15 protein-coding genes and 1 tRNA gene are annotated in these 15,492 nt (G+C 48.1%); 3 read left to right on the top strand and 13 right to left on the bottom strand.

What is annotated here, in order from left to right; translation table 11 throughout:
• Positions 1-559 (bottom strand): POTRA domain-containing protein (locus IE082_RS06255; protein ID WP_308429012.1); only part of this gene is annotated, 559 nt, incomplete at its 3' end.
• A gap of 254 nt (positions 560-813) precedes the next feature.
• Between IE082_RS06255 and IE082_RS06250 the strand changes: the two genes are divergently transcribed.
• Positions 814-1,143: a helix-turn-helix domain-containing protein gene (locus IE082_RS06250; protein WP_189493051.1), complete on the top strand. Its 330-nt coding sequence runs from the start codon at positions 814-816 to the stop codon at positions 1,141-1,143.
• Positions 1,144-1,154: 11 nt separating this feature from the next.
• Here IE082_RS06250 and IE082_RS06245 read toward each other — a convergent pair whose 3' ends face one another.
• The 10 genes from IE082_RS06245 to petA all read right to left on the bottom strand — a co-directional run bounded on the left by IE082_RS06245 (position 1,155) and on the right by petA (position 12,341).
• Positions 1,155-2,123 carry a hypothetical protein gene (locus tag IE082_RS06245; protein WP_189493050.1) on the bottom strand — a complete coding sequence of 323 codons (969 nt, stop codon included), beginning with the start codon at positions 2,121-2,123 and terminating at the stop codon, positions 1,155-1,157.
• A gap of 533 nt (positions 2,124-2,656) precedes the next feature.
• On the bottom strand, positions 2,657-2,878 hold the full coding sequence (locus IE082_RS06240; RefSeq protein WP_189493049.1) for a helix-turn-helix transcriptional regulator: 222 nt from the start codon (positions 2,876-2,878) through the stop codon (positions 2,657-2,659).
• 1,024 nt (positions 2,879-3,902) lie between these two features.
• The gene (locus IE082_RS06235; RefSeq protein ID WP_189493048.1) at positions 3,903-5,954 is read right to left on the bottom strand and encodes a DUF927 domain-containing protein; all 2,052 of its coding nucleotides are present in this window, start codon (positions 5,952-5,954) and stop codon (positions 3,903-3,905) included.
• Positions 5,955-6,289: 335 nt separating this feature from the next.
• Entirely contained in the window at positions 6,290-6,553 is a 264-nt protein-coding gene (locus IE082_RS06230) for a helix-turn-helix transcriptional regulator (RefSeq protein ID WP_189493046.1), read from the bottom strand.
• Positions 6,554-8,154: 1,601 nt separating this feature from the next.
• Positions 8,155-8,230: transfer RNA gene (locus tag IE082_RS06225), tRNA-Thr, on the bottom strand.
• An 87-nt stretch (positions 8,231-8,317) separates the two neighbouring features.
• Entirely contained in the window at positions 8,318-8,740 is a 423-nt protein-coding gene (locus IE082_RS06220; protein ID WP_189493044.1) for a ClpXP protease specificity-enhancing factor, read from the bottom strand.
• 58 nt (positions 8,741-8,798) lie between these two features.
• Positions 8,799-9,401 (bottom strand): glutathione S-transferase N-terminal domain-containing protein, encoded by a 603-nt coding sequence (locus tag IE082_RS06215; protein WP_189493042.1) that lies wholly within the window; start codon positions 9,399-9,401, stop codon positions 8,799-8,801.
• 122 nt (positions 9,402-9,523) lie between these two features.
• The gene (locus IE082_RS06210) at positions 9,524-10,294 is read right to left on the bottom strand and encodes a cytochrome c1 (protein ID WP_189493040.1); all 771 of its coding nucleotides are present in this window, start codon (positions 10,292-10,294) and stop codon (positions 9,524-9,526) included.
• A 20-nt stretch (positions 10,295-10,314) separates the two neighbouring features.
• A complete protein-coding gene (locus IE082_RS06205; RefSeq protein WP_189493038.1) occupies positions 10,315-11,724 on the bottom strand; it encodes a cytochrome b in 1,410 nt (469 codons plus the stop codon).
• 2 nt (positions 11,725-11,726) lie between these two features.
• Positions 11,727-12,341, bottom strand: coding sequence for a ubiquinol-cytochrome c reductase iron-sulfur subunit (gene petA / locus IE082_RS06200; protein WP_189493037.1), 615 nt, complete (start codon positions 12,339-12,341; stop codon positions 11,727-11,729).
• 293 nt (positions 12,342-12,634) lie between these two features.
• On the opposite strand from petA, the gene mscL reads away from it, so the two are divergent.
• Positions 12,635-12,997 (top strand): large conductance mechanosensitive channel protein MscL, encoded by a 363-nt coding sequence (mscL, locus tag IE082_RS06195; RefSeq protein ID WP_189493035.1) that lies wholly within the window; start codon positions 12,635-12,637, stop codon positions 12,995-12,997.
• Positions 12,998-13,132: 135 nt separating this feature from the next.
• Here the strand turns inward: mscL and rpoH are convergent, their stop codons facing one another.
• Together rpoH and IE082_RS06185 are read right to left on the bottom strand one after the other, a co-directional pair.
• Positions 13,133-14,032, bottom strand: a complete 900-nt coding sequence (rpoH, locus tag IE082_RS06190) for an RNA polymerase sigma factor RpoH (RefSeq protein ID WP_189493033.1) — start codon at positions 14,030-14,032, stop codon at positions 13,133-13,135.
• Between the two features lie 216 nt (positions 14,033-14,248).
• Positions 14,249-14,644, bottom strand: a complete 396-nt coding sequence (locus IE082_RS06185; protein WP_189493030.1) for a hypothetical protein — start codon at positions 14,642-14,644, stop codon at positions 14,249-14,251.
• 138 nt (positions 14,645-14,782) lie between these two features.
• Between IE082_RS06185 and IE082_RS06180 the strand changes: the two genes are divergently transcribed.
• The gene (locus IE082_RS06180) at positions 14,783-15,487 is read left to right on the top strand and encodes a YiaD family glycine zipper/OmpA-like lipoprotein (protein ID WP_189493028.1); all 705 of its coding nucleotides are present in this window, start codon (positions 14,783-14,785) and stop codon (positions 15,485-15,487) included.
• Positions 15,488-15,492: the final 5 nt, after the last annotated feature.

Genomic DNA, 15,492 nt, shown 5'->3' with positions numbered 1-15,492 from the left:
CGCTGCCAATTGGCTTGCCGCCTGCAGTCTCGTAGCTCACTTTGCCAACCGTACCAGGATACCATTCAATCATGAGTGTGCCACTGGCAATGTTCTGCTCTGGGAAATCCACTTTACTGGTGATGTGTCCTTGCTCAATAAGGGCATTGGACAGACGTTTTTGTAACGCCACAATCTCGGCCTGACCCAAACAATTTGCAGCTCCTTTGTCAGAGATACCTTGAGGCAAAGATGAGCGGCCATCAGGCTCGCTAGGGTTGGTACGAATCACATTGTTGGCCAATCGTTTGAGATACCACGGTGGTTGCACCGTTCCCTGTGCATTGCGCCATTCAACTTGATGGATACGAAAGCAAACACCCAACGGAGCTGGTGCGGTCGGCTTTGGGTCAACAGGGACTGGTTGAACAGGCGTGCTCGTTCGCGCCCTTTCCTCTTGCTCCTGTAACTGCTGCGCACGTTGTTGCTCTTGTTGTTCGCGTTGGCGTTGCTCGATTTGCTGTGCCCTATCCGTTTGGGCATGTATCACCGTCGGCATGGCTAATAAGCCAGCTTTCATAAGATGGAAGCTGATACGCTTGAGCGAATGCTGGGACTTATTAAGGAGCATTTTTGTAGTTTTTTTGAAATATGTATAGAACCAAGCGGTGAGCCTGTCATGTTATAGATACCACATAGAAAATCAAGCCTTTTATGCGTGCAAACGGCTTTAATACAACAAATTACGTCAAGTTTATATATTTACTGAACTTAATTCGCTATGTTACAGAAATATGGATGAATCAATAATCAGGGTTTTAGGCACTCTTCGGTATGAGCAAGGCAAAAGCCACCGTCAATCTTGGTTCGCGAATTCGGTTTATTCGCAAGGCGCGACAGTTGACACAAGAAATGCTGGCCGAACGGCTGGGCATTGAACCGACGTCAATGAGCCGCATTGAAACCAACAAGCACAAACCCTCACTGGATACTTTAGAAGACTTGGCCGTTGCATTGGATGTACCCGTCTATGCATTCCTCACAGACGAAGTGGCCATGACGGATGAGCAAATCACGCCTGAAGCCATCCGATACAAACTGTACACGTACATCGCCACAGCGGATGATGCCACACTGCTGCGCTGGTATCGAGACACTCTTTAACCCCACCCATCTTAAGAATTCAGCGATGCTTTAACGGGCTTTGCGAGGCTACCCACCCTAGGGCAAGCGGCAATGCCCAGTTGTAATCGTTTGTGCCTGACCGTTTCCGCACTCTTTTTACCCAACAACCGCGCAATATGACCATCCGAGTATTTGCCCAACATCGCAATATACTGGTCTGTCCACGGAACAATGTTGTCGTCAACATAAGTAGGAATGCCCAAAGCCAATCGTTTGTTGCGCACCAAGTTGTGACCAACACCCCACTGCCTTGATAACGAGCCATCTGACTGCTTGCCCAATTGTGCCGTCATCTGAGGGGTGAACGATGGCGAGGGTTGCCATTTGGGTATCCCTAGCTCCTCGCGCTTATGGCGCACAATATCATCACGGTCTCCACCCAACAAACGGGCAATGTGCGCGTCCGAATATTTGCCCAGCATGGCAATGTGCTCTTCTCTCAGCTCAGGTCGATTTCTATATCTGGGAACCCCCAGTTTCTGCCGCTTGATGGTCACCAACATGGTTTTAATCCCCCAAAGCGCACCCAGCGTGACATCACTTTTTGTGCCCAATAAAGCCACCATGTGAGGCTTCCAGACAACAGGTGGACTAATGTTGCGGTGGGGTGGAATACCCAGTTTGTCTCGTTTGGTTTTAACTGAATGAATACTGATACCAAATCGCTCTTTAAGCTCACGATCAGGCACTTTCCCCAACAACAGAATCATCTCGTCAGTCCAAACGTGAGGCGGAATCACAGGCTTGAACGGGGCAATACCCCACCGATACCGTTGTTGACGCACAATCGAGTAACCAATTCCCATGCGTTTTGCTAAGGCAACATCTGGCATTGTGCCCAATAGTACCAACTCTGCATCCGTCCATTCATGCGGTGGCGGACGTTTGGGCTTTTTAACGATGCGCTTACTTTTTCGGACAATCGGAAATATAAGCGGTGACTGCTTGCGTGTTGCCATGAATTACCCTCTGGTTCATGCTTTGAATGGCCGTGATTCTATCATGGGTCTTCGGACACAACCCCTAAAAGCCACCACCAACTTGATTTGCTGATGAACGTGTTTTCAGACAAACTGGATGCCGCAAAGCCACACCCAGTAAGTCTCACACGCGTGTAGCGTGCACAGAAATCCACCATCGAGCAGTCAGACTGACAAAATCTGAGACTGACTCTTGGCTGGAAGCTCTGCCATTTTTGCTCAAGGATTGGTTATTCAGACTGCCAGTCTGGATTTCTCGCGCACACGCGTGTCGTGGGAAAAAAGTCTCGTATTGCGTTTGCACCACAACACTAGCCTAAGTTTCAACCTATGTTAATAGGGCACCGAGTGCCCCATTAGCCAAATCGCCCGATAGAGTCATTCGACTTTAAACAACCGAAATTTCCAAAACCGAATCATTCGCAACTTTTAACAATGCCACAGTGAGTTGCCATCAGCAACACAGGTTTGGACGGCAGGATGTCGGCCTCACAACCAAGCTAACGACTGACTCACTCACCCAAATCGGCTATTACTACATGATGTGGATTGAGCAACGCTAACACTTCACTGGCACGCCATGCCAACCGTCCATTGATGCGCAAGGGTGTGATGGGCGCATTGCCCAAACATGCCCACTTGCGCAATGTTTGGGGTTTGCGGTTGAGAGCGACAGCGGCCTCGTTGGTCGTCAAGATAGCAGGCAAAGTGTGTTGGGTAGATACAAGATTCATGTTGTGTTTCCTCGGTTAATCGCTATTGATTGATTTAGCCTGAGTATCATAACGCCAAAAAATCGGGTTTTATTTGGCCGTTTCCAATTTCATCAATACGCTACAGAATGCCCAATAGACAAGGGTTTGAGCGCGTCAGCTTGTTTTTTTTGGTTGTATGTCATTGACAATCGAGGGTGTTTGATAGGTTTTGAATGTGCTTTTTTAATAAGTGCTTGATTGATAAGGGATGTCACGCTTTATAAACCGCATTGTAAGCATAGTTAAACTCTGTATATTTGAGGTGCTTTATAGAGCGACTGTTGATACTGGAGCGTGAACGACAACAAACAGCCAATACAACTTAGATCTGCGTCGCTGCCTTGCTCATGATTTAGAGGATATTGACGATTGACAGTTTGACCAAGCCTAAATAAACACGTCACACAATGACGTGATTGGAGCCTGATTTCTTAGTACGTATAGGTGTCAGATAATTCGAGACAAAATCCCACCCCTTGCACAATCAACTGACAACATGGGAGCCTGATGTGGTGTTGACCTGCCGTTTGGTTATTAGAGCATACTGACAATCAACCAAAAACCAATACTCGCCACAAAAGTGTATGAAGCTGTTTTTTAAACCCTTGATTTGACGAGACCTCGCGCACGCGCATGACGGTGTAAAAAAAGTCTTCACCCAACAACCCATTTTATAAGGTCACTGGTGATATTGGAGAATCGGCGGTCACATCAACGGGCATTATTACTTGTCAGCTCACCGACCCACCACAAATGAATGAATCATCACGCGTACACGTACATTTTGATGACCTCACCACACTTTGGCAAGAATCCGTGACAGCGTTTGTTGTGCGGGCTTGATTCAAGTGTGAATTTATTTGCATTTAAAACATGCTTAAAAATAGTGGGGCGGGTGGGGCAAGTGGGACGACTACCACCAAAGCCTTGCTGTGCCTGATTTTCATCTGCCCCACCGCTTTTATAAACTGTCGCACTGGCATCGATTTGCCCCACCCAATCGTTATGCTGCGTTATCCAGTATGGTTGATGGGATGGTATAAAAGCGTGTCCGCATCGAACCAAAACTCTGTTTGACCGAATAACGCTTTTTACTGTCCTCAATCGTTGAGTAAATGAGTCCCTCCTCATCCAACGCCCGACACACCGCATTGACTTCAAACCCCGCACACACTTCTTGTCTGAATACATCAGGGATAATCAGATAATCCATCACTTTGCCACTGTGTCTGATCCACCCCGCTTGATTCAGAATCTTTTCATCCTTGGCAGAATCAGCCAATGAGAAACGGCTGGCACTGTGTCGAAGAATGAACGAGCGCACCGCTTCAAGCATGGACTCTTTCTCTTGGTTGTCGCCATGGCTGCTGCGGTTATCCAGCCAGTTTTTGAAACACACTTGTGCCGCTTGCGTGGCCTCTCCTTGCTGCCAACCTGTAATGCCCCACTGTGATGCGTATTCACCTGCTGCGGCAATCAAACCAAAACGTTGCGCAACACGCTGTACTTGCCCTTGGGCATCGGCAGGGATGTTTCTATCGACAAACCCATTAATGCGGTGTTGCAGCTCATCTTTCAGGCTGTGGTAGTGAACAATGCAATACCTGATAAACTCAATGCCCGCCGTGCCGTATTGTCGGGTGGTGGCTGCTTTGAAAGCATCCGACAGCGCAGCACCATCAGCGTACCCGTTCAATTGCTCAAAAATGCCCAAGCCCGCCCCCGCATTGGCTTCGATTTTCGCAAAACGGACTTCTTGCCCCTCATGCGGCCTCATACCCACCGTTGCCATGTGCGCTTCCAGTGTCAATTCGCCATTCGACAGATAAAGCAATTGCCAAGATTTGACGGGTTTGCTTGCGCCGTTGCGATTGGCACGGTTCTTGCCCTCACCGTTTGCCAGCATGTACACCGCTTCACCAACTGTTTTGGCTGGGGTTTGGCGCAATTCGTCAAGAATGAGTAGGCTGTGATTGTGCAGTGATGCGATGCCCTCTAAACCGTTGTCGGTTGCCCGCCAACTGTGCCAATATTTGTTTTCTGCCCCCTCGTGCGATTGACCATACACCGAGGCGGCGGCTTTAGTGGTGGTGCTTTTGCCTGTGGATGATGAACCGACAATATGCACCCCACCACCCTCAACGCCTGCTAATGGCAACAACACCCCTGCAAACGCCATGGACACGGCCAGCACACAACGGCTGTTACCAACACACAATGCGGCAACCTGTTTGCGCCACTCAGACAACGTGCCTTTGCTGCTGTAGGGATTGGCTGCGCCGTCTGCACTTTGGTAAATCGCCCTGTCGTCACTGTCACCCAAGGTTTGCTGTGGCAATACGTACACGTCACGACACCACCCCGTTTTACTGACACAACGTGCACGGGCGGCAGGCTTGCAGCCCACCACATAATCTGCAAGTTTTTGTAGGGCTTTGCGGGCAGGTGAGATTTCAAGCCCCTGCATGGATAGTGACTTGGCTAATTCCACACCAATGCCATACGACAACTCAATCGGCATCGCCCAATGATGGGGGTGTTTGTCGCCATCTTGCCAACGCAACAAACGCCCCCACGATTCTGATTTGTCGTCTCGCGTCCATGCCAATACATCCAAACGACTGCATACACGTAGTGCTTCATCATCAGCATTGAACCAAACCCCTATGTCGTTGACCACAAAGCCATGTGCCACCCCATCAACCTGCTGATAGGGTTCGGGTATATAAGGGCGTTTTTCTGTTTTGCGCCATGCTTTTAGTTTGGCATTGACGGCCTTAACACTGATGCCCCATTGTGCAGCGGCACTGGCTTTAGCGGCGGCGTACTGGGCACTGTCGGATTTAAGTGCATCAATGGCGGCGAGTGTTTCGGTTTCACTGGCATTGACAGACTCTGTCTCTTGCTGGGTGGCCAATTCAACCTGCTGCGTTGGCTCAATGTGTGTGTATGGCTCTGAATGCGCCAACTCGTCACCCACCATAGCGTTCGTGTCGTTATTCTCATAGGCACATAGGGGGGGTACATCCCTGTCGGGTTGATGGTGATGGCTCATGCGCACACCTCCGTGGGAATGATGATGGGGTAGGGTGTGTGTTGTTCTATTATAATTTGGCTGTGATTCACAACACGCAGTAATAGGAAGCAGCCAATCTTTGACGGGAGGGCTGCTTTTTTTATGGGCATTATTTTTGCGGCGTTAAATCGCAATACCCCTGTGCGCCTTTTTTGGCATGGACTTCGGCGCATTCTTTCTGTCGCATCGCCCTTTTTATAGACGGGAATCATCCCGTATCGCTCTTTGTTCATGAATTTTCTCGTTTCAAACAGGTAAAGTAGCCCACAGGCTGCATTGGCAGACCTGTGGTAAGGCTTTGATGGATGGGGCGATCAAACGGTGACTTGTGTGCGCTCGATGGACAGACGCTGTACCAGTGCTTTGATTTCATCATCAGACTGTCCAGCGACGCGGGCGGCTTGAATGGCTAAGACCTCAGAGGTGAGCCAGCCACTCATTTTTTCACCAAGTTTGATGGGTTTTGGGTATAAGCCCTTAGAGACGTGGTAATACAGGGTAGACGAACCGACGCCAGTCAATTGTTTAACGGCTTTGATACGAATGATGGGGTTGTTGATGCTGATTAAGCTGCTCATTGTGTTTCTTTCATGTTTGAAAGAGTGAGCCGCTTGTTAAAGATGCCACCCGCTTTGTGGAAAACTGACAACGCTTTAGCTATCAGCTAAATAATTTTGCTTGCCACTGGACGGGGGTTGCTTTACACTTGACGTGTGTTGATTATCATTGATTTAATGGTATTCAACTCTATATGCGATGTTTCTGTGTCAAAGCAGGACATACAATAACAGGCGGCTTCCCTTTCCGTTTGTTAAAGCCCAGCGCGGTTATTTTGACGAATAACTTTGCTGTGCGACCCAAGCCATTTAATCCGCGCCCTCAGAAAGTTTGGATTAAGTGGCTTTTCTATTGGTGTTGACTGCTCAATAAGTGCATTTTGCAAGCCATTTAACTGTAAAGCACCAATGAATGCCATTGTACCGAAAAAGCCATGCTGCTCCACATGCCATCAAAAATAAATTTATGACCATGGTCATGATCGTTCTACAAAGTGGGCTAAAAATGGCACTTTCAGGGGTATTTCAGGTATTTTTATTAGACGATTTGTGGCCCGTTAGGGTCATATCCCGTTCAACAGCGTTTAACCATGTTGATGAGTGTTGATTATTTCAGGGAAAGAGTAGTGGACTGAAAAACAAGCAAACTCAGCTTCAATTTGTTGTAAAAATACGACAAAATTGGCGTGTATTTATCACGCCGCACCCAATAGGCTAAATTGAAATACACCCGACACATCCCGATACGTGATTAGAAAGGGTGAGCGGTCAACAGATCGCCCAATTATCATACAACAACACATCAATGACCGTCGTGGATAGTGGGGCAGATGGGGCAATGTTTGATGTGGGTGGGGCAGGCTTGACCCTTATGCCTACTGGCTTTGTAAGGCATCGCCCCACTTGACCCACTCGCCCCACCGTTTTTAGCAAGGTTTTAAACAAGTTTTTATTGTACTGTTTGTGCTTGCGATTTCTGTCATGGGTGCATGAGAGCATCCATTAAAACTTTGATTTAGAGAGACTTTCACACGCGTTTGTCGGCGTTGCTTAAGTCGCCACCAAACCAGTATATTAGGTATTTTGGATTGTGTCTGATTGCCCCGCTATGCCCCCACGACTTTAAGTAGGTTTTTATGGTGCTGCTTGCTCACCAACAGGAGAATAACTGCTCTGTAAGCGTGGGAAAATTCTGCGAATGTCATTTGTTCAAGCTAAAGCTTGGGCAACACTGACAATCGAGCCAGTGACAGCACACTTTTTTGCTGCTGTTTTAATGCTATTAGAAACCTTGATTTGTTTACCTATATAGGTGTCGGCTAATTCATCACAAAATAACACCAGTGCCACAATCGACTGACGATATTAGAACGTCATACTGACACCACCTTAGCCGTACTTGGTCGGTGCTGCTAACTGGTGCGTTGTAGGTGCAAGTTTGGTGTGGAAAAACTCAAAACTCATTCAATCGGCTTGAATGCTACCATCTTGTTAGCTCGCTACGTTTTTATTAGCTTTATTCTATTCTTATGGCATCCCACCAAAAACATTACATAAACATTACACGAAAATTATTTTAAATTAAAAAAAGCGACTTACATCTCTGTAAGCCGCTTCTGTCTTGGTGCCCGTTGCAGGACTTGAACCCACCACCCCCTGATTACAAGTCAGGTGCTCTACCAGATGAGCTAAACGGGCAAGACGCGTATTATAAACAAACTTTATAAGACAATGCAAGTAATCTGATGCAAAAAATTTACTTTTTTGAGATTTTTTATCAATCGGTTATTTAATCAGCTTTAATGGGCTACCTTTGGGTTTGCCATCATCGAATTTTGAATCAGGACTATTTGTCGGCACTTCCGTATTCACAGAGGATGCACCATCGTCTGAGTCAGTGACATCAAACCCCATGCCTTGTCCCGTTTCAGCAGCAAAAATCGCAGCAATTCGAGCAACAGGAATATCCAATTGCTGGGCAACCGTGCCAAAACGAGCCTGAAAACTGACCCATTCGTTGCTCATCTCAAGCCCATGAGTGGCATCCATGCTGATATCGAGGATAATTTTGCCATCGTCATCAAATCCTGATGGCACTCGCGTATTGTGATCAATATCCACGAGAATCTGCGGTGTGAGGCCTTGATCGTTACACCACTCCCACAAAGCACGAATGAAATAGGGTTTTTGACTGAGTTCTGGTGGCATGTTGTACTCTTATTTAAACGAGTCAGACGCGATAAATCGCGTCTGTGTTGATTTTGGTTTAACGGCGCATGACTTTTTCAGACGGCGTCAGTGCTTCAATGTATTTTGGACGCGAAAAAATACGTTCGGCGTATTTGAGCAACGGTGCAGCCGATTTTGGCAAATTGATGTCATAGTGCTCAAGACGCCAAAGCAGTGGCGCGAGGGCAATATCAGGCATGGTGAAATCGTCACCGAGCATGAATTTGTTGTGTGCAAAGATTGGCGCTAATTGAGTGAGTTGGTCAGAAATTTGCTTGGCTGCCGCTTCGTGCTCAGCGTGGCGTGAGGCGTTTTCTAATGTTTGTACATGCACAAATAACTCGCGCTCAAACGTGAGCAACATGAGTCGCACACGAGCGCGCATGACTGGATCGGCAGGCATGAGCTGCGGATGGGGAAAACGCTCATCAATGTATTCGTTGATGATGTTTGATTCGTACAAAATCAGGTCACGGTCAACCAAAATTGGCAATTGACCATAAGGATTCATCATCATGATGTCGTCTGGTTTTTGAAACAAATCCACATCGCGCACTTCAAAATCCATGCCTTTTTCAAACAGGACGAAACGGCAACGTTGTGAAAATGGGCAGGTTGTGCCCGAGTAGAGAACCATCATGGTGTGTGTTTCCTTATGCGGTAAAAAGCGCCTGACCCGCATGGTCAAACGTCGATGCGACAGTGTGCGTGATTCAAACAAAAAAGGCAAGCCATGCTTGCCTTTTCGTTATTAATTACTGATTAATGTATATCTTTCCAGTAATTTTTACTGAGCTGTCGTGCCAAGAAGAACAAGATCAACAAAAAGGCCAGTACGCCAAAGCCAATGTATTTGCGTGACAGTTGATCAGGCTCGGATGCCCAAGTCAAGAAATTGGTTACATCATGCGCCATGCGTTGGTAGTCTTCTGGTTTTTCCAAGAGACCAGCTCTTTGCATGTCATAACCTTCAATTACTTTAACTTTCTCACCGTGCTCTTCTTTCTCAACAAACTTAGGCACTTTTATACCTTCCTCTGTCCAAAGTGCATGAGGCATGCCCACATTGGGGAACAAAGCATTGTTCCATCCCGTAGGACGCTCATCGTCACGATAAAAGCTGATGAGATACGTGTAAATCCAGTCTGGATTACGTGCACTGGCCACCAACGACAAGTCAGGTGGCGGCACGCCAAACCACTTGGCAGCATCTTCACGGCGGCTGGCTACTTGCATCAAATCGCCGGCTTTGCCGTTATTGGTGATCATTTGACGCTTGATGTCATCCTCAGAAATGCCAATTTTCACCAATTGGTTATAACGAACAGAGGATAAGCCATGGCAGCTCAAGCAATAATCACGAAAGACTTTAGCCCCTCTTTGCAAAGACTCTTTGTCACTCATGTCAACATTAGCCGCTTGTAATGGCACTGGGTCATGACTTCCACCCGTACCAACGACAAAGCGATCATAAGCCACAGCCGAGACCAAAACCGCCATCAGCGCATAAAACGCATAAATCCATTTTTTCATTTGAGTGTCCTTGTGCGTGATTAGTGTGGCTTGAAGTTAACGCGTTCGGGTGGCTCTTTGAATTCGCCAATCGACGACCACCACGGCATTAAGAACAAATAGCCAAAATAGAATAAAGTACACACTTGAGCCACATAACCCGCAATAGTGCTCGGTGGACTCACGCCCAAATAAGCCAAGATGACGAAATTCACGACAAAGCACATCAGCAAACCAAAGTGCCATTTCGGGCGATAGCGCATCGAGCGCACAGGTGAGCGATCCAGCCAAGGCAAGAAGAACAGAGTCACAATCGCCGCCCCCATGACCACCACACCCCAAAATGCCGCTTTGGTAATGAACATAAAGCCAGCCAATCCGACTGCACCAACCACCAAGATGATCTTGGTTTTCTCAGGCATGCGGCCGCGGAAATACGCCATACCAGCAGCAAGCAAAATCAGCGCAATGAATAAAAATTTCATTTGATCCGTCACGGCACGCAGCATGGTGTAAAACGGCGTGAAGTACCAGACAGGCGCGATATGTGCGGGTGTCGCAGAGGGGTTCGCTTGGAGATAGTTGTTGTACTCCAAGAAGTATCCCCCCATGTTTGGCGCAAAAAAGATAACCGCAAAGAAAATAATCATGAAGCCAACAATACCCACCAAATCATGCACCGTGTAGTATGGATGGAACGGAATGCCATCAAGCGGCACGCCTTTGTCATTTTTAAACTTTTTGATGTCCACGCCGTCTGGGTTATTTGAGCCGACCTCATGCAAAGCGATGATGTGCGCTACCACCAAACCGAGCAACACCAACGGTACCGCGATGACGTGCAGCGCAAAGAAACGGTTGAGCGTCGCGTCACCTACATTGTAATCACCACGAATAAACACAGACAAATCAGGCCCAATCAGTGGGATCGTTGAGAACAGATTCACAATCACCTGTGCACCCCAGAAAGACATTTGCCCCCAAGGCAGCAAATAGCCCATGAACGCTTCAGCCATCAAAGCCAAGAAAATCAAACAACCGAAAATCCATACCAGCTCGCGGGGTTTGCGGTACGAGCCATAGAGCAAACCACGGAACATGTGCAAGTAAACCACGACAAAGAACATCGATGCACCTGTTGAATGCATGAAGCGGATGTATTTGCCACCTGGCACTTCGCGCATGATGTACTCCACACTGGCAAAAGCTATAGGCACGCCTGCCGCGTTCAATGAGGCATCTGGTTTGTAATTCATCACAAGGAAAATACCTGTGACAATCTGAATCACCAAAACCACCATCGAAAGGACACCGAAGATGTACCAGAAATTAAAGTTTTTCGGTGCGTAGTACTCGCTCATGTGCTCTTTGTACATCTTTGAGAGCGGAAAACGCGAATCAATCCAGCCAAGCAAACCTGCGCTGTTTTCGGTATTGTGGTGTTCTGCCATGATTAAGCCTCGCCTTTCTCATCTTTACCGATGACGATTTTGGTATCAGAGAGGAACATGTAAGGTGGGACGTCAAGATTCTGCGGCGCGGGCTTGTTTTTAAAGACGCGACCCGCCAAGTCATAAGTCGAACCATGGCATGGACACAAGAAACCACCCGCCCAATCATCAGGCAATGACGGTTGTGCACCAGCTTTTAAACGAGGCTCAGGAATGCAACCCAGATGTGTACAAGTACTGATCATAACCATGACATTCGGATGGTCTGGACGCGCTCGCGTGGTTTTGTCGCAATACTCTGGCAGAGGCATAGAAAATGGTTGCAACGAATCTGGGTCAGCCATTTGGTCTTTCACCTTCTCCAACGATGCGGTCATCTCATCGGTACGATGCAAAATCCACACGGGCTTACCGCGCCAAAACTCGACTTTTAACTCACCAGGTGCGGGCACATCTACCTCAACAGGCACACCACCTGCTTTCGCCTTCTCAGACGGTGCGAAACTTGACACCAGTGGTGCAGCAAAGGCCGCCGCACCCAAAGCACCAACGCCACCCGTCGCAATCAGCAGATTGCGGCGTTCTTTGTCCATTGGCTTATTTTCTTGATCGCTCATGACGACCCCTATTTTCAAATGATTAACAAACAAATGTGAACCCAAATGCCCTTAAATGTGTGGACACCATGGATAAAAACCCGCATATTGTATCGCAAAGCCCCGCTTGTTTAAAGGGTAATTTGGCTAACGAAACTCGAATGTCGCCACTTTAGCAACAGTACAGGACCACATCACAACAAACTCAAGGTGTGTGTTGCAATGTCGGACTTTAATTAGACGTCATTGGCATGTTATGATGTCTCGCTTCAATTATGTCATCCATCATTTGTACCCACCTCAAGGGGAACAGCATGTGGAAAGAGTTCAAAGAGTTTGCCCTCAAAGGCCCTGTCCTCTCACTCGCTGTTGGCGTCATCATTGGCGCGGTGTTTGGTGGCAAGGTAGACTTCGCAAACCAATTCGTGGCACTCGGTGACGTGCCAGCAGGCACTACCATGACTTACGAAGCACTCACAAAAGCGGGGGTGCCAATATTTGCTTATGGCAACTTCATCACCACCGTGATTAATTTTGTATTTTTGGCATTTGCTGTGTTCATGATTATCAAGGCGGTCAATAAAGTTCAGAAGCAAACAGAAGAAACGGCACCCGCCACCCCTGAGGAAATTGAGCTACTGCGTGAGATTCGCGACAGCCTAAAGCTTCAGAATTAACGCGATAATTGATTAGCGCCACAGCACCCCCACACCCACCTATTGAGGAAAGGACGCTGGCGCAATCGACATGCCAACAAAAAAGCGACTGAGGATTCAGTCGCTTTTTCTCTTCTATATAATTTCAGCCGTGCGTTAAGCCGCATACTGTTCAGTCAAATACAGCCGCATTTTTTTCATCGCGGCGGTTTCGATTTGACGAATACGCTCAGCGGAGACACCAAACTGCGCTGCCAATTCATGAAGTGTTTGGCCTTTGCCTTCATCGTCGGCCAACCAGCGTGCAGCCACAATCGCGCGCGAACGCTCGTCAAGCACTGCCAATGCCGCATCCAAGCCTTCAGACTCAAGTATGTCTTTTTGCGCACGCGCCAATACCTGCGTTGGCTCATTCGACTCCTCGGCCAAATACGCAATCGGGGCCATCGCCACCGCATCGTCGTCCGAATCCATCCCGCCATCGATGGCAATGTCACGCCCTGTCAAGCGCTGATCCATCTCGATGACTTCCTCAGGTTTGACTTTGAGGACGCGGGCCATGTCGTGCACTTCGTCTTGGCTCATGTGCTCACCTGTTTTCATACTGCGCAGGTTAAAGAACAACTTGCGTTGCGCCTTGGTCGTGGCGATTTTGACCATGCGCCAGTTTTTAATCACATATTCGTGAATCTCGGCTTTAATCCAATGCATAGCGAACGATACCAAACGCACACCATGCGCAGGGTCAAATCGCTTGACCGCTTTCATGAGCCCAATCGAGCCTTCTTGAATCAAATCAGCCTGCGGCAAGCCATAACCTGTGTATTTACGGGCAATGGATACCACCACGCGCAAATGCGAGACCACGAGCGCATGTGCGGCTTGCAGATTATTCGGATCGGCGCGATAAGCCATCGCATAGCCATACTCTTGCTCTGGTGTGAGCATGGGTACAGCGTTGACCGCACGCGTGTAACCATCCAAATCGCCAAAGCTGGGCACAGCCAGCAATTGGTTATAAGAAGCAGAATACGGAGTAACAGCGTAATTAGTCATAATGATCAATTTCCTACCCTTTTGGGGAAAATAAACCGTGAATGGTGCAAAAACATCAGGAGGTTATTTTAGCACTCTTTTGGTTAGAGTGCTAAACACCGAAATCGCACATGGTGGTGTTTCGGATCAATCATGTCACTGCTGATGTTTTGTAGCATACACCACCAATATGGAAAGAAAAAGGACGGGGTTTTGATGTATTTGCAAAACACGTTTTCACACATCACCCAACCAATACAGCAACCAAAACGTCATGCAAAATCGAAGCAAAACATAACCACCTGCCAAATAAGCGAGCCACTCAACACGTGACAACCAATGCGACACCCCACCCGTCTTCGGCTCATCCTTTGCATGGAAATAGTGATACAGCTCGTGCGCACGCCACCAAACCACACAAACACTCGCCAATGCAACCAACACGGCAGGTACAACACCAACATACGGTCCAACTTTCCACAACCAGACGGGTGCCAATGGAATCAGCCACAGACTATGCTGAAACCACGGTGATTTTTGATGCGCTGCAAACTGTGGTTGGTGGACAGAATAGCCCACATAAAGCCGCGCCGTGGCAAACACGAAAAACAACAGGGCGAAGAAATCAATCATGGTATGGTTAGCTTTGGCAAAGGCTCATTCTATCGTGTCGCAGTAGTTTGTCAACGCATCCGCGCATCAGTTGTTAAGCACTCCTGTCGATGCTCGCATCGCACTTTTTGATACCTCACATTCCTCAAAGGAGACGCTATGAACATTATCAACCAAACCAGCAAACGTGCAACGGCCTTGCTCGCTGCCATTGCCCTCGTCGGTTGCGCCAGTACTGCCGCACCTGTCAGCAGCACAAACTCAGGCACGACCAACACAGGCGGCTTTGACCGCAACACCACGATTGGCGCAGGCACAGGTGCTGTTTTAGGTGGCATACTTGGTGCCGCGGTATCTGATCGCGGTGACAAAAATGAAGGTGCGCTCATCGGTGCCGCCATCGGTGGCGTACTTGGTGGCGTAGTTGGCAATCGCTATGGCACACAAATCGAGCAACGTGCCCGTGACATATTCAAAGGCAGCAATACCAACGTCACACAGATGCCTGATGGTTCCACCCGCATCAACATCGCGGGCGATATGTCGTTCAACTCTGGCAGTGCTGAGCTCAAAAATTCAGGTATGGACACTTTAAATAAAGTCGCCCAAGTCGCTCGCGAAAACGCGAACAGCCGAGTCGTCATCGTTGGCCACACCGACAACACGGGTAACAGCGATGCAAACCAACGCCTGTCATTGGCTCGCGCCAACACAGTTAAAGACTACCTCATGACGTCAGGTGTGGCTAGCTCGCGCATGACCAGCTACGGCCGAGGTGCAAGTCAACCCATCGCCAGTAACGATACAGAGTCAGGCCGCACACAGAACCGACGTGTTGAAGTGTTTTTATTCCCCAACCAATAATTGAA

It is taken from the genome of Formosimonas limnophila (genome assembly GCF_014652675.1).
In the GTDB taxonomy this organism is placed as follows: Bacteria; Pseudomonadota; Gammaproteobacteria; order Burkholderiales; family Burkholderiaceae; genus Hydromonas; species Hydromonas limnophila.
The sequence above is the reverse complement of the archived record's forward strand: the minus strand, read 5'-3'. Positions and strand labels throughout refer to the sequence as shown.